The organism is Enterococcus bulliens, assembly GCF_053761865.1.
Genome location: NZ_JBSMXK010000011.1, coordinates 44,080 through 60,952, shown reverse-complemented (window position 1 = coordinate 60,952; position 16,873 = coordinate 44,080). Strand labels below are relative to the sequence as shown.

General features: G+C 37.6%; 16 protein-coding genes, 1 pseudogene and 1 riboswitch. Of the genes and pseudogenes, 6 read left to right on the top strand and 11 right to left on the bottom strand.

What is annotated here, in order from left to right; translation table 11 throughout:
• Positions 1-61 precede the first annotated feature (61 nt).
• The 3 genes from ACWOEC_RS07170 to ACWOEC_RS07160 all read right to left on the bottom strand — a co-directional run bounded on the left by ACWOEC_RS07170 (position 62) and on the right by ACWOEC_RS07160 (position 2,093).
• Positions 62-613 carry an ECF-type riboflavin transporter substrate-binding protein gene (locus tag ACWOEC_RS07170; protein WP_455307000.1) on the bottom strand — a complete coding sequence of 184 codons (552 nt, stop codon included), beginning with the start codon at positions 611-613 and terminating at the stop codon, positions 62-64.
• 86 nt (positions 614-699) lie between these two features.
• On the bottom strand, positions 700-1,461 hold the full coding sequence (locus ACWOEC_RS07165) for an ABC transporter permease (protein ID WP_455306998.1): 762 nt from the start codon (positions 1,459-1,461) through the stop codon (positions 700-702).
• Positions 1,458-2,093 carry an ABC transporter ATP-binding protein gene (locus ACWOEC_RS07160; protein ID WP_455306996.1) on the bottom strand — a complete coding sequence of 212 codons (636 nt, stop codon included), beginning with the start codon at positions 2,091-2,093 and terminating at the stop codon, positions 1,458-1,460. Before ACWOEC_RS07160 ends, ACWOEC_RS07165 begins: the two co-directional genes overlap by 4 nt.
• Positions 2,094-2,228: 135 nt before the next feature.
• Between ACWOEC_RS07160 and ACWOEC_RS07155 the strand changes: the two genes are divergently transcribed.
• A complete protein-coding gene (locus tag ACWOEC_RS07155; RefSeq protein WP_455306994.1) occupies positions 2,229-2,591 on the top strand; it encodes a hypothetical protein in 363 nt (120 codons plus the stop codon).
• A gap of 50 nt (positions 2,592-2,641) precedes the next feature.
• On the opposite strand, the gene ACWOEC_RS07150 is transcribed toward ACWOEC_RS07155, so the two are convergent.
• Both ACWOEC_RS07150 and mgtA read right to left on the bottom strand, forming a co-directional pair.
• The gene (locus tag ACWOEC_RS07150) at positions 2,642-4,042 is read right to left on the bottom strand and encodes a PTS transporter subunit IIC (protein WP_455306992.1); all 1,401 of its coding nucleotides are present in this window, start codon (positions 4,040-4,042) and stop codon (positions 2,642-2,644) included.
• Between the two features lie 96 nt (positions 4,043-4,138).
• A pseudogene (gene mgtA, locus ACWOEC_RS07145) lies at positions 4,139-6,787 on the bottom strand (magnesium-translocating P-type ATPase); the annotation flags it as partial.
• Positions 6,788-7,015: 228 nt separating this feature from the next.
• Positions 7,016-7,191: riboswitch (M-box (ykoK) riboswitch) on the bottom strand.
• 211 nt (positions 7,192-7,402) lie between these two features.
• On the opposite strand from mgtA, the gene ACWOEC_RS07140 reads away from it, so the two are divergent.
• Positions 7,403-7,912: an HdeD family acid-resistance protein gene (locus ACWOEC_RS07140; protein ID WP_455306990.1), complete on the top strand. Its 510-nt coding sequence runs from the start codon at positions 7,403-7,405 to the stop codon at positions 7,910-7,912.
• A 175-nt stretch (positions 7,913-8,087) separates the two neighbouring features.
• Here ACWOEC_RS07140 and ACWOEC_RS07135 read toward each other — a convergent pair whose 3' ends face one another.
• Both ACWOEC_RS07135 and ACWOEC_RS07130 read right to left on the bottom strand, forming a co-directional pair.
• Entirely contained in the window at positions 8,088-8,903 is an 816-nt protein-coding gene (locus ACWOEC_RS07135; RefSeq protein ID WP_455306988.1) for an endonuclease/exonuclease/phosphatase family protein, read from the bottom strand.
• Positions 8,904-8,969: 66 nt separating this feature from the next.
• Complete coding sequence (locus ACWOEC_RS07130; protein ID WP_455306986.1) at positions 8,970-11,132, bottom strand: PTS transporter subunit IIBC; 2,163 nt, start codon at positions 11,130-11,132, stop codon at positions 8,970-8,972.
• Positions 11,133-11,318: 186 nt separating this feature from the next.
• Between ACWOEC_RS07130 and pgmB the strand changes: the two genes are divergently transcribed.
• Positions 11,319-11,987 (top strand): beta-phosphoglucomutase, encoded by a 669-nt coding sequence (gene pgmB, locus ACWOEC_RS07125; protein WP_455306984.1) that lies wholly within the window; start codon positions 11,319-11,321, stop codon positions 11,985-11,987.
• Positions 11,988-12,030: 43 nt separating this feature from the next.
• Here the strand turns inward: pgmB and ACWOEC_RS07120 are convergent, their stop codons facing one another.
• From ACWOEC_RS07120 to ACWOEC_RS07105, 4 genes are all read right to left on the bottom strand, one after another.
• Positions 12,031-12,885 (bottom strand): HAD family hydrolase, encoded by an 855-nt coding sequence (locus ACWOEC_RS07120; protein ID WP_455306982.1) that lies wholly within the window; start codon positions 12,883-12,885, stop codon positions 12,031-12,033.
• Positions 12,886-12,899: 14 nt separating this feature from the next.
• Entirely contained in the window at positions 12,900-13,229 is a 330-nt protein-coding gene (locus tag ACWOEC_RS07115) for a zinc ribbon domain-containing protein YjdM (protein ID WP_455306980.1), read from the bottom strand.
• A 124-nt stretch (positions 13,230-13,353) separates the two neighbouring features.
• The gene (locus tag ACWOEC_RS07110; protein WP_455306978.1) at positions 13,354-13,989 is read right to left on the bottom strand and encodes an NAD(P)H-binding protein; all 636 of its coding nucleotides are present in this window, start codon (positions 13,987-13,989) and stop codon (positions 13,354-13,356) included.
• Between the two features lie 83 nt (positions 13,990-14,072).
• Positions 14,073-15,086 carry an AI-2E family transporter gene (locus tag ACWOEC_RS07105; RefSeq protein WP_297077642.1) on the bottom strand — a complete coding sequence of 338 codons (1,014 nt, stop codon included), beginning with the start codon at positions 15,084-15,086 and terminating at the stop codon, positions 14,073-14,075.
• Positions 15,087-15,268: 182 nt separating this feature from the next.
• Between ACWOEC_RS07105 and ACWOEC_RS07100 the strand changes: the two genes are divergently transcribed.
• From ACWOEC_RS07100 to ACWOEC_RS07090, 3 genes are all read left to right on the top strand, one after another.
• Positions 15,269-15,709 (top strand): hypothetical protein, encoded by a 441-nt coding sequence (locus tag ACWOEC_RS07100; protein WP_455306976.1) that lies wholly within the window; start codon positions 15,269-15,271, stop codon positions 15,707-15,709.
• 311 nt (positions 15,710-16,020) lie between these two features.
• Positions 16,021-16,305, top strand: coding sequence for a hypothetical protein (locus tag ACWOEC_RS07095; protein ID WP_455306974.1), 285 nt, complete (start codon positions 16,021-16,023; stop codon positions 16,303-16,305).
• Between the two features lie 166 nt (positions 16,306-16,471).
• A complete protein-coding gene (locus ACWOEC_RS07090; RefSeq protein ID WP_455306972.1) occupies positions 16,472-16,717 on the top strand; it encodes a hypothetical protein in 246 nt (81 codons plus the stop codon).
• Positions 16,718-16,873 lie beyond the last annotated feature (156 nt).

Here is a 16,873-nt window from a genome sequence, read left to right as displayed (position 1 = left end):
CCTTTACCTAAAAAAGAGCCGAAAACTCAGTTACTCGTTCTGAGTTCTCAGCTTCTCAAGATCAATCTTTTTTTAGACTACCTTGTTTTGTTTGCGTTGTAGCATAAGCTTTCATTAAAATCGTACCAATGATGGCAACAGATAGCGCGTTGACTAATGCTGAAATTACCCCTTGTGTATACACTTTACTAGCAGGTTCACTGTAGATCCAGATATCTAAAGTTGGCGCGATGATGATCCAAACCACTAGATTTCCTAAAATTTGTGCAATATTAAATGAAATGATCCCTTTTTTCTCAAAGACACCGTGTGCTAAATCCAATTTACGGCCAGCTAGACCGAATACTACACCTAAAATACCGGAACAAACGACCCAACTCCACCAAGGAGCACCATAGGTTGTAAAATCAGTCAATGCATGACCAATCAAACCGATCAATCCTCCAGCAACGGGACCAAACAAAACTGCCATTAAAGCTAGGAAAGGATACGTTGTTTGAATGTTCGTATTTGGAATACCTGTTGGAATCGTTACAAAACGGCCTAAAATCACATATACTGCCGCACCAATCCCAATTGCCACGATTGTTTTCACTGAAAATCCTTTTGACATGTCGCTTCTCCTTTGTCACTGCGTTTATTTTTATGAATTCTTTTCTATCTTATAATTTCAGTCTAAAAAAAGCAATGGAATTCCTACTATTTTAGCTGATAGTCTTTCGTAAAATACGTTTTATATGCATAATACCCCGCAATGATCGAGCCTAAACTTGTTGTCGATAGCAACATAAACATCACCATGATTTGATACTTGATGGCATGGACTGGATCAAGCCCAGCAAAAATCAACCCCGACATCATTCCAGGCAGACTCACAAGTCCCACCGTTTTCGCTGAATCGATCGTCGGTTGCATCGCCGTTTTGATACTTTGTCGTAAAATGGGTTGTGAAGCTAATTTAATCGACGCTCCCAATGCTAATTTTTCTAGAACTTGTTGGCGTTGATCTTCATATTGAGAAGCCAACTGACGATAGCATAGGCCGATCGCAATCATTGAATTACTAGCGATCATTCCCGTGATTGGTACGATTTGTGAGGGAATAAATGATACCGCACCTGCCAGTAATAAAATCCCCAACGTAATGTAAGTGCTAATAAAAATTGCAGCAAAAGAGTGCCAATAGGTTTTCGTTTGGCTTGGATTGCGCTTATGAGCATTATATGAAGCATTGGCAACAATAAATAGACTCATTGCAATCGTCAACCAAACTTGATTGACTTGAAAAATGTATTTCAATACATACCCGACAATCACCAATTGGATTACTGCACGTAAAATACTGATGAAAATATCTTTTGATAGATCGAGTTTTTCTCGCATACTAATGAAAACCGCAATCAACACTAAAGCAAACGAGAAAATCAACGAGCCTGTGCTCACATCGATTTGAGATGTCATACCAGTTTTCCTCCTTTTAATTCAATGATTTGTTTAGCCGCTTCGATCTCACTTTGATCATGCGTCACTTGGATGATCGTGATATTTTGCTCTGATAACTCTCGGATCAATTGCTGCACGATTTTTTTGCTCTCTTCATCTAGACCAACTGTTACTTCATCTAATAATAACACTTTAGGTGGAAACAATACGTTGCGAATCAACGCGACACGCTGACGTTCGCCACCCGATAATTGCGTAATTTTTTTGTCCAAATAGCTAGGGGCTAGATCAACTTTTGCCAATGCTTGAATCATTTGTTGCTCTTCTGGTTTTTGATCACGTACGATATAAGGAAATTCTAAATTATCGCGCACGGTTTTTCCAAAAAGGGTCGGCTGTTGGAAACAATACGAAACCGCTTGGCGATACGTGGTATAGTCATACGCACTTTGCGGCTTTGATTCAAATACAATCTCACCTTTTGAAGGTGTCAATAATGAGGCGATCAATTTTAATACGGTACTTTTCCCACTACCGGAAGGACCCACTAAGGTCAAAAATGCTCCTTGGGGCACAACTAGATCAAGCGGGGCTACAATCAGTTGTTCTTGATCTTGATATGTAACTTGGGTTAATTCTAAACTATTCATAGGCTCTCCTTTATTTTTCATCTTTTTTATTATCATGAAAGCCACGCGTTTTGTCTATTTAGATTACTTAATTGAAAGCCTTTCTCAGTCGTATATGATACACTAGAAAAAATAGAAATTTTGGAGGCGATTACAATGACGGAAGTCACGATTGAGAATGAGAATGTAGTGGTTCTCTTAGTCGGTCTAAATAAACTACTTGCCCTAAAAAGTAGTTTAACGATCCCTTTAGATTCGATTACTAGCGTTGAATACGTCCCTGAATTAAGAACGAATGATTATTTAAATTGGTTTAGCTTTAAAATCGGAACTGCTCTACCCGGTAAAGTGGCAGAAGGAACTTTTCTGACACATGAAGGGAAACTCTTTGTGAATATGCACCAAGGAGCACAAGGCATCGTCCTCACATTAGAAAATGACGAGTACCAAGCGGTGGTTTTAGAAGTCGAAGATGCTCAAAATGTGTACCAATCGATCCGTAAAGCACTTTATACCTAAAAAACGTCCTGAAAAAGATACGCTTTTACGCTGTCTTTTTTAGGACATCTTTATGCCATACGATTTTTTTCTGCGTTGCGTTTTAAATAAGCATAGATTGCTTCTCGTCTTGTACGTAAGAAATACAATAAGACAAGATACACACCAATCATGGTACCGATAATCCAAGGATTCCCAGTGATCCACAAGGCAAACAATACTGTGGTCAATGGACGCGCAAATAAGTTAAAACTTGTGATCAATACAACGCCCGCTGGCAGAGCACTGCCATAGGCCATGACGGTTTCGGTGTAAAATGGCGCCATATAGCTACTAGCATATAAGCCCAACCCTAGCCAGATCACACTGTTTAATAAAATTTTAACCATATTTCCTTTAGATAAAGCGACCATCGATTCAATCATGAACGGAATCGAAATCAAGTCCACTACTGGCAAGGTTTTATTTCCAGGTAGGATCAGCGCCAACACAACTAAAATAGGAATTAATAAAATCCCAGATAAGATCGTAGCAGGTTCACCATACCCTACCCCGTCATCGACTGCTAAGAACCAACGTTTTTTAGCCGAGCTATTTTTTTGTTCACGATTTTTTTCAACGGCTTGTGCAATAGGAACAAACGCCTTGGAAAATACTTCTGTCACTAATGGAAAAATCGTCATGACAGCAGCCAACGACACCGTAAAAGTGAGAATCTGTCCCCATGCTTCGAGTGTCAGCAAGCGAGTCAAATTCCCTAAGATTCCGATCAATAATCCTAAAATCGCCCCTAGAGTCGTTGGTCGACCGAACAAACCTAGTTTTTCTTTTAAAAAAATCAGATTAAACGAAACATTATTTAGACCGAGTTTATTCCATAAAGGATCAAATAATAAAGCGGGTATAGCCGATTCAATGTTGTGGATCGAATTGATCGTTGCATTTTTGATCCCGTAATATTCGGACCAACGATCGGCAATCACTTCGGATAATAACAGCGTATATAATAATAAAAAGATCATGAGACCAAAAGATAGCCAAAAATTATGCGTGACCTGATACGCCACGGCTCCCCAAATCATATAGCCAAAATTGTTCCATAGATTTGACGGTACAAAGACACGGGTCACTCCTACTAAAAATAAAATCAGCTCGATCACCAATCCGAAAATGAAAAAGGATAACCCGATCGAGGTCGAAAATGCTGTTAATGAACCAGTTTGCCAACCAATATCGACAACCGATCGATCAATCCCGGTCGTTTCGACCATTTGTTTAACGATTGGTGTGATGATTGGTGTAAAGGCTGAAATAATCCAACCAAATCCAGTTAGTCCTACACCTGCATAGATGCTGCCTTCGACTGCTTTTTTTACCGGAACGCGTAAACACATGCTGATCAGAAAAATCATAATTGGCACAATCACTGTCGCCCCAAATAGCTGAAATGTATCATTTAACGATTCTAACATTCTTTCCCCTCCTACTTTCTTTTCTATTGTACCGATTTCACAAAAAGAAACACATTAATTGGCTCATAAGCCAATTAATGTGTTTCAGCGATTGATTTAAAGCAATTCTCGATAACGTGAGATATACAATTTTTTCACAACTGTTACTAACATGAGGTAAGCGATAATGGTTAGCGCTAACCATAACCAGTACATTCCTGGTAATTCCATCAATCCTAAATCTTCCCCAAAAGCCGTAAATGGCAATACGGTTCCGACCGCGATACCTAATGACGTAATCGACGTCATAATAAATGAACCATGACTTTGGATAAATGGCAATTTAGGTGTTCGTAGCGCATGTAAGACTAATGTTTGTGACCATAGTGACTCTACAAACCAACCTGCGTGGAAGACGGCGATGAAGATGATTTTTTGTTGTGCATCTAATGTATGGTACGAACCACCAGCCACTGCTGGACAGATCAAGAAATACATCAATAAATATGTCGTAATATCAAACACCGAGCTTGTTGGACCAAACCAGACCATAAATTTCCCAATACTAGAAGCTTCCCATTTTTTGGGTTCTTCTAGATAGTCACGATCCATTTTATCCCATGGAATGGATACACAAGAAATATCATAAATCAAATTCAAGAATAAAATTTGTAGCGGCAACATTGGTAAGAATGGCAAGAAGGTACTTGCGACAATCACAGAAAACATATTCCCAAAGTTTGAACTTGCCGTTGCTTTGATATACTTCATAATATTGCCAAATGTTTCACGCCCTGTTACGATTCCGCGTTCTAGTACGGTTAAATCTTTTTCTAATAAGATGACATCGGCAGATTCTTTTGCGATATCGACCGCTGTATCAACCGAAATCCCGACGTCGGCGACTTTCATGGCTGGCGCATCATTGATCCCATCACCTAAAAAGCCGACTGTATGCCCATTTTCACGTAATAATTTCGTGATCCGGCTTTTTTGTTGTGGATTTAATTTCACAAAAACATTATGGCGTTCGATCACACCTTGAAGGGTCTCATCATCCATTTGCGCGATTTGTTCTCCGCTGACTAGACGTTCTGCACCTAATCCGACTTGTTTACAAACCGATTCGGTGACAAGTGCATTATCTCCAGTTAATACTTTGACATCGACTCCGTGTGCATGTAAAGCTTCTAGCGCTTGTTTGGTTGATTCTTTTGGTGGATCTAAGAATGCTAAATAGCCAATCAAGACCATTTCACTTTCATCTTTTACTGAAAATTCGCCTACAACACTAGGATTGGTTTTTTGTGAAACACCTAAAACGCGTAAACCATCCTCATTTAGATCGCGAACTTTTTCTAAAATTTCTTGTTTGACAGCTTCCGTTAGTGCTACGACTTCACCTCGAAGATCAACAAAACTCGAAATTTCAAGCATTTCTTCGATCGCACCTTTAGTGATCATTTGCGTTTTGTGGTGTTGATCTTGCACGACGACGCTCATGCGACGACGCTCAAAATCAAAGGGAATTTCGTCGATTTTTTCATACATCATTTGATCTGTTTGCAATTCTTCTTTTGCTGATTCGATGATCGCGACATCCATTAGATTTTTCAATCCAGTTTGATAATAACTATTTAGATAAGCATGACGCAATACACGTTGGTCTTCATAGCCATCACAATCCAAGTGATATTCTAAAATGATTTTATCTTGAGTCAACGTTCCAGTTTTATCGGTACATAAGACATCGATTGCACCAAAGTTTTGAATCGAATTTAAATTTTTGATGATCGTTCCTTTTTTGGCCATTGCGGTTGCGCCTTTAACTAAATTAGTTGTCACGATCATTGGCAGCATCTCAGGTGTTAGTCCTACTGCTACAGAAAGACCAAATAAGAAAGCTTCCATCCAGTCGCCTTTGGTCAAGCCATTGATCACGATAACAGTTGGTGCCATCAAGGCCATAAATTTGATCAACAAAATCGATGTTTTGTGAATCCCGATTTCAAAATTGGTTTGGATCGGTGCGTCAGATAAAGCCTGAGCAACATTTCCAAATAAGGTATCATTTCCTGTAGAAATTACGATTCCTTCTGCACTACCACTGATGACATTACTCCCCATAAACACTAGATTTTCAAAACTGGTTTCCGCATCCCGCGTCATGCCGACTTCTTCAGCACGTTTTTCAACAGGATAGCTCTCCCCTGTTAGTGCCGATTGCGAAATAAATAAGTCTTTTGCAGAAATGATCCGCATATCCGCTGGAATCATATCTCCTGCGGCTAATTTCACCCGATCACCGCACACAATCTCTTCCATTGGAATCTCATTGTACATGCCATCACGTTTGACAAGTGAGGTCACTTTGACCATGGAAGTAAGTTTTTCAGCAGCTTGACTTGATTTTACAGATTGAATCAACGTCATCGTACCACTCACAATGACCATCGTAAAAATAATAACCACACCAAATAGATCTTTATCGCCCTTTGGAGGCAAAACGAATTCCGTAAAAAATGAAATGATTCCTAAACTGATCAATACTAACGTAAATGGTGTGATATAAGCTTTGATCACTTCTAAAATAAATGGTGTTTTTTTCCCACTACTGATTTTGTTATCACCGTAGCGTTCTCGCATTTGTTCTGCTTGTTCTGCAGTTAATCCTTTATTTGAGGTATCAAAATACTCTAAAATATTTTGGATCGTTTTACGTGCAAATAATTCATAATTGGTTTTTTGTTTGTTTGCCATTGGTTTCCCTTCTTTCTCCTGTTGATGTAAGAAGGAAAAGCCATTATGCTAACTCCTTCTTACTCGCTGTTTACTCTGTGGATCGTCTCCCATGCAACCACCTCATTTGTTTATTTTTTCACATTTGTTATCCGAATAGTCCTGATGTTCACTTTAGCTTGACGACAAAAAAGACCGTTCGCTAGACTCAGCGAACGGTCGCACTTTTTTACGACACAAAAAAACATGTCTAAAAATGAGATCTATTCGTTGAGTTTTGGCACTATACAACGTAAAAAGAACATTCATCCTTTTAGCTACCTTATGGAAAGCCTTGTACTCGACAATCCCTGTTCTACCCATTGGCGTCTCTCGACATTTTTGGGCAGTAGCCTATGTTTGTATAGGAGCCTCACCTAACAAATCTTTATTCTATTGTTCGCCACGATAATAGCAATGATTTTTCAATACGTCAACCTTTCTCATGAAAAAAATAAAAATTAGTGATTTTTTAAACAAATCTTTAACTATAACATTTTTTATGATTCGCCTTACAATTTTGATTGATTATTCGTTGTTCAAAAACTGTTCATTTTTTGTATTTCACGCTATAGTGAACGTAACGTAAAGGGGGAAACTATAATGCGGAAATTTCAAATCAGTTACTTTATTTTAGGTGTCTTGTTTATTTTAATGGCGCTACTTGCCTTTCGTGATCCTGCCGGTGATTTAATTGCCTTAGTCATTTTCTTTGGTATGATCGCTTTGATCAAGGGATTTTTTGAATTGTTCTATCGTAAAAAAATGGAAGAATTTACGGGTTCTTCGAAAAACTGGGTCATATTTATGGGAATCGTCGATTTATTATTTGGACTTATTTTATTATTTAATATTCCATTAGGCCTCATCGCGCTTCCTTTCGTTTTCTCATTTTGGTTTATTTTAGATTCGATTGGAGCATTAATGATCGCGCCAAAATTCCAAAAAGTGAGCAACGGGTATTATTACTTCATGCTAGCGATTAGCATTATCGGTATTCTCGTTGGTCTTTTATTGCTATTTAATCCACTTTCAGCAGCATTGACTTTGGCTTTCTTAGTAGGATTTTATTTTATGATGATCGGGATCAGCTTTATTACTGCCGCCTTTTAAACTAAAAAAGCGGCTGTGATAAAAGTGTGCAGCTCTAGGAAATAAGCCACATCATTATCGATAATAGATTCATCTATTTCGGTAATGATGCGGCTTATTTTTGGAATACCGCGTATTCGATTTTTAATGGGTGTGACACAAATCTGTCACACTCACTTTTTCACATTCTTATTTTTTATAGATCCACTGTAATCTGGACACCAAAATGGTCGCTTACAATAGGTGAATGGCTACCATCTAACACACGTTGATATCGTGTAACTTCGACTTGTTTAGGTACAAATATATAATCGATCCGTAGTGGCTTGGTATTGTCTTCCCACCCATCGATTTTTTGCTTGATTGTCGCTTCACCTTCACGAATTTTTGCGATTTTATAACTATCTTCTAGCTTATTTGTATCCATAACCAACTGATAAGCCGTTTCAAAAGCTGGAGCATTAAAATCACCGCAAACAATCCATTCTTTTTTGTCGATAATCGTTTGGCGACAAAAATTTTGCCACTCACTAGCAAATCCTGTATTTGGTGTATCCCACCACGAGAAATGACAACTTGCTACACTAAATTTTTCCGAATCAAATGTAGCCACCAAATTGACACGAGTTCGATAATCGGTTATATCATGTTTGTCTGATACTGTTAATGCTTTTGCACTAAATCTTGCCTTAGCTAATATTGCATTTCCTTCTTCAAAGATCTCGTATCCGATATGCGAAAGTTGCCAACTAAAATAATATGCGTACCCAGCTTGTTTAAGCCGTTCCACGATACAATAAGCAAAATTATTTTGACGTAGTGGTGCTTGGTTCTTTACTGGTATAAATGACGCTGGCTGAATTGAAATATGTGGTGAAGCTATCGCTTGATTGACTTCTTGTAAAGCGATCACATCATAATTTTCTAGCATCAAATGTTCGATCAATTGTTCAAATTTTAAATCTGCTTTATCTTCTATCCAACTATGGGTATTTAGTGTTAAGATTTTCATTTTCCACTTCCTTTTTACTTTACTACGCAAAAAGACGGTCGAATCCTCCCGTCCTTTTGGCTTTATTTAAATCGTGATGTGACCAATCACTACACCTGATTTATCAACATGTTGTGGTGTAATCTCTAGCGTGTCGACTTTTTCACTATTTGTGATAACCACTACGACTGTTGTTTCTTTTTGTTCCTGTTGAATCATGTTGCGATCCATTGTCGCCAGTAATTGTCCAGGTTGTACTTGATCGCCTTCTTTAACGGATAGCGTAAATGCTGCTTGTTTTAATTCCACTGTATCTAAGCCCATATGAATCAACACATCTAATCCATCTTTAGTATGGAGTCCAATGGCATGCTTACTTGGAAAAATACTAACAACTTCACCAGCTAATGGCGCTACGACTTGATCTTCTTCAGGATTTACAGCAAAACCTTCTCCCATCATTTTTTTAGAGAATACTGGATCATGAACTTGTTCTAATGGGATCACTTGCCCTGAAGCAACTGAAAATAGTTCTACTGTTTGGCCTAAAAAGCTAGTTTTTGTTTGTGGTGTTTCCATATGCTCACTGCTTACTTTAGGAATTTCAACTCCTGAAGCTAAAAGATCTTCAATATCTGATTTTAACACATCTGCTTTTGGTCCATAAACCGCCTGTACGCCGGTATCTTTTACGATCAGTCCCATCGCGCCAGCTTTTTTCCAAGCTTCTTCATCTCCAACTTTATCGCGATCTTTTACACTCACACGTAGGCGTGTCATACAAGCATCTACGTCTTTGATATTTTCTTTCCCACCTAATAAATGAATGATTTGTACCACTTGTGGATCTAACTCTCCGTCTGCTACAGTTGCCTGTGTTTGTCCCTCATCTGTATCGTAGTTCCCATTGCGCCCTGGTGTCGCAAAGTTGAATTTTTTGATTAAGAAATTTGCTAAGAAATAGGTAAAGATTCCAAAACCGATCACACAAATGACAAAGTTGATCAAATCACCACCAATGCCCGCTTTGATCGCTAACGGTGTCCGTGTCAACAATTCAATGTTCCCAAATGAATGTACACGTAACGGTAAGATATCTGCCATTGCAAACGCTGCTCCTTGAATAAAGGCATAAACAACATAAAGTGGTACAGCAGCAAACATAAACATAAACTCTAATGGTTCCGTCACCCCAGTCAAGAATACTGCCAAAGCTGCAGATAGATACATTGATTTATATTTTGCTCGTTTATCTAAATCGACATTACGATACATCGCAAGTGCCATCCCCATCAAAATCCCTGAAGAACCAATCATTTGACCGACTTTAAAACGTGCAGGTGTCCAGTTAGTTAACACGAATTCATATTGTTTCATGTCGCCAGCACCTTTTAAATTCACTAAATCGGTTGCCCAAGCAAGCCAGAGTGGATCTTGTCCGAACACTTGTGTTCCGGCTTGTGCACCTGATAGGATCTCATAAGTTCCGCCTAATTGTGTATAATTGATTGGAATCGTCAGCATATGATGCAAGCCAAACGGCAATAACAGACGCTCAAGCGTTCCATATAAGAAAGGTGCTAAGATTGGTGCACTATCTTGTGATTGGGCGATCCATAAACCAAAGTTATTGATTCCAGCTTGAATGTAAGGCCAAATCACAGCCAAAGCTAAAGCGACGATTGTTGACCATGCAATCACCACAAAAGGTACAAAGCGTTTTCCATTGAAAAAAGATAATGCATCCGGTAATTTACGATAATTATAATACTTATTAAATGCCATAGCGCCAACAAATCCTGCAATAATTCCGACAAATACTCCCATATTCAAAGCTGGCGCTTCTAAAACACTAGTAAAGAACCCCTTGACCATAATTTTAGTCCCAAATAAGGTATGGGTGAAGGCGTCCTCATTTGACAACATATCATTCGTTACCCCAAAGATCGATCCTGTGATACGGTTGATCAAAACAAATGCCAAGCCAGCCGCAAAAGCTCCTCCGGCTTTTTCTTTTGCCCAACTTCCTCCAATTGCTAATGCAAATAATAAACTTAAATTTCCAATAATTGCCCAACCAATATTTTCAATCACACCGCCAGTGGTCACCAGTGGTGCTAAGTTTGGATCAATCAGTGGAATCGACTTGCCGATACTGATCATCAATCCAGCAGCTGGCATAACCGCTACCACGACCATCAATGCTTTTCCAAATTTTTGCCAAAATTCAAAACTAAAGATCTTTTTCATATAAATCCCCCTCCATATATAGTGCAACCGGTTTCGCTATTTAAATTATAATCTTGATTATCTTTTTTGTAAACCTTTTTATTTTAGTTAATTAGTATTTTATTTATCTATTATTTTTTCTAGTTGACTAATGCAATCGTTTGCGTATATGATAAAGATAAATCTATAATAGAGAGGAAAAGGCATATGTTTAAAGGTGTATTATTTGATTTAGATGGTGTGATTACCGATACTGCTGAATATCATTACAAAGCTTGGAAAAAATTAGGTGCGGAGATCGGCGTGACGATCGATCGACAATTTAACGAGCAACTAAAAGGAGTCAGTCGCGAAGATTCTCTAGCGCGTCTATTAGCACATGGCGGTGTAAGTGATCAATTTACTGCAGCCCAAAAACAAGAACTCGCTGCACGAAAAAATGACTACTATGTTGAAATGATCCAACAAGTCACACCACAAGATGTCTATCCAGGTATCAAACACTTATTAGAACAGTTGAAACAAGCTGGAATCAAATGCTCTTTAGCTTCTGCGAGTAAAAATGGGCCTTTTTTATTAGAGAAAATGGAACTAACTGAAGCTTTTGACGCAATCGCTGATCCGAGCAAAGTAGCTCATGGAAAACCTGCTCCAGATATTTTTATTCTAGCCGCTAAAGAAGTCGACCTTACTCCGCAAGACTGTATCGGAATCGAAGATGCGCAAGCTGGAATTGAAGCAATCATTAAAAGTGGGGCGCATCCAATCGGTGTTGGTACTAAAGAAGTCTTAGGCGACATCCCCCTTGTACACTCAACTCGTGATCTGACTTATGATTTTTTAAAAGACGTTTGGCAAAAAGAAAAAACATTATAAATAGAAGTGAACAGCTCCAAGAAAAAGAAGCATAACGAAAACGTTACGCTTCTTTTTTGATCCATAATTTCTTTGCCATACTTTTTGCAATACCATCTTCATCAGCGTCCGCGGTTACTTCATTTGCGACTTTCTTCAAACGGTCCGTCGCGTTATCCATCGCAACCGTATACCCAACTGCCGCAAACATTGCCAGATCGTTATCACCATCACCAAAAGCTAAGGCTTGTGTTTTATCTAAATTCAACGTTTCTAAAACAAACTCAATTGCCGTTTGTTTATTCACTCCACGAACGGCGATCTCACCACTTTCTGGCCCGAATAAAGCAACAGTAGATTGATACATATGAAATTCTTCACCGTAACGTCGTTCAATTTCTAAAAATGGTACGGTATTATTGATAAATGAAATTTTATTGACATTGCCATAATCAATCGGGATCTCATCAAATTGTTTGACTAACTCGACAAACCACGTCATTTTTTCTAATAAAGGTTCTTCAGCAACTTTCGTTTCTTTTGCAATTTTACGAATGGCTTCAGAAATTTTCCGTTCACAATTTTCGCTAGCAAATAACCCATCATTTGACTCTAGATAATAACCGATATCATATTGATCAAAATAAGCAATCATATCGAGTACCATTGGTTTAGGCATTGTTTGATGGATCAATACATCCTCACCGATCGTGACATAGCCTCCACCTGCACCAATAATCCCATCAAATCCGATTGCTAAAATACTCTCAATAATTTCAGGCTTTGAGCGTCCCGTGCAAATATATGCTAGATTCCCTTCATTACGAAATGCTTGAATCGCTTCAACAGTTGAAGGCAATACCTTGCCACTACTTGTACAAAGCGTTCCATCAACGTCAAAAAAAGCAATATACGTCATAAGATTCTCCTCTTTTACGATAATTTTTTAACAAATTCCGATTTTAATTTCATTGGACCAAATCCATCGATTTTACAATCGATATTGTGATCGCCTTCGACTAGACGAATTCCTTTTACTTTTGTTCCTTGTTTTAAAGGCGTGCTAGAGCCTTTTACTTTTAGATCTTTGATAATAGAAACATTGTCTCCATCTGAAAGTAAATTGCCATTACTATCATAAACAGCAAACATTTCTTCTTCAACTTCATTCCACTCATGTCCACATTCAGGACACACAAATAATCCACGATCTTCGTATGTGTAACTACTCTGACACAAAGGGCATTTTGGTAATTCGCTCATTGTTATTCTCCTTTGATTTTTTCTTTATTTTACCTAATTGTGATAAAAATAACTAGTTAAAATCAAAAGGTTATATGAAAACAAAAAAGCTTTGATCTGAAAAACGATCAGATCAAAGCTTTTTTTATAAAGAATTTAGTGCCGCACTGATTTCTTCATCACCATTAAGCATGGCAACAACTTGTTTTTTTGCCGCTTCATTTGTCAATAAACCTGCTAAAACTTTTGCGACGTCTGGGATTGTATTTTTACCTAACTCACCGCTATTTAACGCTACTTTTCCGGTAGCTGGTGCTTCTTCTAGGCTACCAGGTTGTAAGATCGTATACTCTAGATCTGTGTGATCAATCAGCCAGTGGTCGGCAAATAATTTGGCGATATTGTAATCCATCAATGCCTCTAAACCACTACCTTTCCAAGTTTCAGGCTGCATAGAATTAGCAGAACTTAATTGGATATAACGGCCAATTCCAGCTTTTTCCGTCGCTTCCATAGCTTTTTTTGCACCAAATAAATCAGTTTGCAATAAGTCTTTCCCTCTAGAACCTGCGACATAATAGACCGCTTCAGCATTTTTAAGTGCCTGAGCCATCTCTGGTACATCCCAATGTAAATCAAATTTCACTGGCGTAACTTGTTCAGATTCTACTACTTTTTCAGGTTGACGCGCACCAGCAAACACTTGGTGTCCATCCTTAACTAACGCTTTTATCAATTCTTGTGCTACACGACCAGTAGATCCAATAACAAAAATATTCATTTTGACGTTCCTCCTTAAGTAGTTCCTATTAAAATCGTAACGTAAAAAAAATAGGAAATCAAAAATTTTGATTTCCTACTATCCTAATCTTGAGTGATCGGTTTTACTTTCAATAGGTCTAATAAAAAGACAAAGACTGGAACTCCCATTACTAATCCCCAAGTTCCAAAATAATGTTCACTAATCAAAAGAACGACAAATGTATAAAAAATAGGTAATTCCGTTTTACTTGACATCAACTTAGGATTTAATAAATAGGCTTCAATCAAGTGAATCACAACTACAATCACTAAAACTAAAATGACATCATGTAGTCCACCTTGTGAATATGCAATAAAAGATAGCGGAATAATCGATACGATCACTCCAGCTACAGGAATCAAGCTCAAAACAAAAATCATGATCGCTAAACTCGGTAACTGAGTAAATCCCATCAATGATAGCGAAATAATCGTTAGTGTCGTATTGATGATCGCAATCAAAAATTGCGCTTCGATCACAACTCCAAAAGTATTGGCGAATTTATGCGCAAAGTAACGCATATCTTCAAAAAACCAAGCCAATTCGCCTTTCAAAAATAGACGTGAAAAATGCCAAGTCTTTTTTTCTTCTATTAAAAAGAAAAAACTTAAAATAAATGACATCACAATCGCCGTTGCTAATTTACCAAAATTCTGGATATAAGCTAAAATCAAGGTCGCACTTTTTTGTAACTGACCCAAGATATTGAACTGTTCGATATATTTCTGGATAAACAAGTAAAAGTCATTTGATTCTGCTGGTGTTTGTTCATAAAAATCCACTACGGAATTAACCATCTGAATCGTTTGATTGATCAGCATTGGAACATACTTTGTTAATGCAAAATATGCCATACAGACAACCAAGCCATATAAGATGATCGTCAAAATAAAGGAAGAAATCGGTACAAATTTACGTAGCTTACGAATCGTTTTGTACGCTAAAAACGTAAAAATAAATGTGAGTAAAAATAAACTTAGCATGCTACGAAAAAGATAAAATAAAAGCAACAATAAAAGCAATACAGTCACTCTTCTTAATTTCGTATGTTGAATAAAACTTTGATAAAGTGTCATTTCCTCATCCTTTCTTCATATAAAGGTAGTGTCATTATACGTTATTTTCTAAGAAAAACCTACGATAAGTCTTCCAAAGAAGTCAAGAAATTTTAAGAAAAGCTATCATTCATTAAATTACATCTATTTTTATTTTTTGATTTGGTATACTAAAAGAAAATAGTTAACTAGAGGTGAAAAACATGAAAAAACGCTGGTATCTCTATGCAATCACAGGTTTGTGCGCGTTAACACTGAGCGCATGTAGTCACGAACAACAAGCAGCAACATCTAGCGATACGACAACGACATCTAGCAATATGACGTCTACTAGCGAATCGAATACGACAGCAACTTATACCATGCAAGTCAAAGAGAACGGAACGAATGATCAAGTATTGGTGACAATGGATCCTACGAGTAAAGAAAACCAGGACCAAACGGTACTTGGTGATCAACAATTTGAAGGCTATCTCCTATTACAAGACGTAACGATCACCGATAAAGACGACAATAAATTAACGGGCAGTCAGTTAAAAGCCGGCGATCAACTTACTGTAACTTTAACCGATACGCCAATTATCGCTCGTAGCTTACCACCTAAAATCGCTGGTGCTAGTATAAAATCTATAGTATTAAACTAGTACATACAAGTAAAATAACGAAAAAATATAAAAACACCTTCTTTTTTCACTAAGAAGGTGTTATTTAGATTGAATTAAACAACAGTTGTAAGCAAATTAAACCGTTTAAATAACTTCTGTATTGACTACCCCAATAACTCCTTCTCACTAATCATCATAATTCATGTATTTTTTGACCCAGCATTTTCCCTGTTTTACTTTGCAATAAAAAAAACAACATCTATATAATCAGTTCTTGTGAGTAGACGTGCTCCCTATTTTATAACAAGAAGGGTCTTAAAACATAAAAAAACAAACAAGCAATTATCAAAATGAGTCTGATCGGAATCGTAGCTAGTGCACTAATTGGAGGCGTAACTGCTACGCAAATTTATGCGAGTAGTAATAATCCAAATCTAGATACAATTTTAGCTTACCGAGATGAACATACTGATTTGCTTAGTGCAAAAAAAGCACAAGAACACTTAGCCGCTACTCTACAAGAAAAACAAAAAACAAAAGAAGCACAAGCATTAAAACAACAAGCTGCTGAGCAAGCTGCACAACAGGCCGAACAACAAGCTACACAACAGACTGCTCAATGCTCAAGCTGCTGAAACAACTCAAACAGCGACTGCGACTGCTCAAACTGCAACTCAAGCGCAAATTCCAAGCTTTGGTTTATACATCGATGGAATCAGTGCACAGATTGGTTCTTATAATATAGACGGCGGACAGGTTCCTACATATACACCTCTAGCTTATCATTGGAACACTCCACAAATGGCTAGTCATAATTACTATCTAGTCGACAACAGCAATACTACTGGTCTAGGACAAAAAGTTCTTGCTTTGCAAATCGGTGATCCTGTCTACCTGAATAGCCAAGTTTATCATGTGACAGCTAGTCTTACCGTTTATCCAAATCAATACGCTAGTGAACTATTCGATTTTTCACACAAAATGTATATCCAAACTTGCTACGGTGCCTATGCTAGCGATGGTATGCGTACGGTAATGCTTGATTAATCGAACTTCAGATTATAGTTACTAAAAATTAAATCATAAATAGAATAGATGAATACCGAATTTACCATCTAAATGAGAATCACTTTCATTCTCATTTAGATGATTTTATTATCAATTAGGAAAATGTCATGTTACACTAGTCTCGTAAATAATAAA

What these genes read in the sequence shown, in the direction of transcription:
- ACWOEC_RS07170 (WP_455307000.1), bottom strand. Translation starts at nt 613, where the DNA reads ATGTCAAAAGGATTTTCAGTGAAAACAATCGTGGCAATTGGGATTGGT.
- ACWOEC_RS07165 (WP_455306998.1), bottom strand. Translation starts at nt 1,461, where the DNA reads ATGACATCTCAAATCGATGTGAGCACAGGCTCGTTGATTTTCTCGTTT.
- ACWOEC_RS07160 (WP_455306996.1), bottom strand. Translation starts at nt 2,093, where the DNA reads ATGAATAGTTTAGAATTAACCCAAGTTACATATCAAGATCAAGAACAA.
- ACWOEC_RS07155 (WP_455306994.1), top strand. Translation starts at nt 2,229, where the DNA reads ATGACGGAAGTCACGATTGAGAATGAGAATGTAGTGGTTCTCTTAGTC.
- ACWOEC_RS07150 (WP_455306992.1), bottom strand. Translation starts at nt 4,042, where the DNA reads ATGTTAGAATCGTTAAATGATACATTTCAGCTATTTGGGGCGACAGTG.
- ACWOEC_RS07140 (WP_455306990.1), top strand. Translation starts at nt 7,403, where the DNA reads ATGCGGAAATTTCAAATCAGTTACTTTATTTTAGGTGTCTTGTTTATT.
- ACWOEC_RS07135 (WP_455306988.1), bottom strand. Translation starts at nt 8,903, where the DNA reads ATGAAAATCTTAACACTAAATACCCATAGTTGGATAGAAGATAAAGCA.
- ACWOEC_RS07130 (WP_455306986.1), bottom strand. Translation starts at nt 11,132, where the DNA reads ATGAAAAAGATCTTTAGTTTTGAATTTTGGCAAAAATTTGGAAAAGCA.
- pgmB (WP_455306984.1), top strand. Translation starts at nt 11,319, where the DNA reads ATGTTTAAAGGTGTATTATTTGATTTAGATGGTGTGATTACCGATACT.
- ACWOEC_RS07120 (WP_455306982.1), bottom strand. Translation starts at nt 12,885, where the DNA reads ATGACGTATATTGCTTTTTTTGACGTTGATGGAACGCTTTGTACAAGT.
- ACWOEC_RS07115 (WP_455306980.1), bottom strand. Translation starts at nt 13,229, where the DNA reads ATGAGCGAATTACCAAAATGCCCTTTGTGTCAGAGTAGTTACACATAC.
- ACWOEC_RS07110 (WP_455306978.1), bottom strand. Translation starts at nt 13,989, where the DNA reads ATGAATATTTTTGTTATTGGATCTACTGGTCGTGTAGCACAAGAATTG.
- ACWOEC_RS07105 (WP_297077642.1), bottom strand. Translation starts at nt 15,086, where the DNA reads ATGACACTTTATCAAAGTTTTATTCAACATACGAAATTAAGAAGAGTG.
- ACWOEC_RS07100 (WP_455306976.1), top strand. Translation starts at nt 15,269, where the DNA reads ATGAAAAAACGCTGGTATCTCTATGCAATCACAGGTTTGTGCGCGTTA.
- ACWOEC_RS07095 (WP_455306974.1), top strand. Translation starts at nt 16,021, where the DNA reads ATGAGTCTGATCGGAATCGTAGCTAGTGCACTAATTGGAGGCGTAACT.
- ACWOEC_RS07090 (WP_455306972.1), top strand. Translation starts at nt 16,472, where the DNA reads ATGGCTAGTCATAATTACTATCTAGTCGACAACAGCAATACTACTGGT.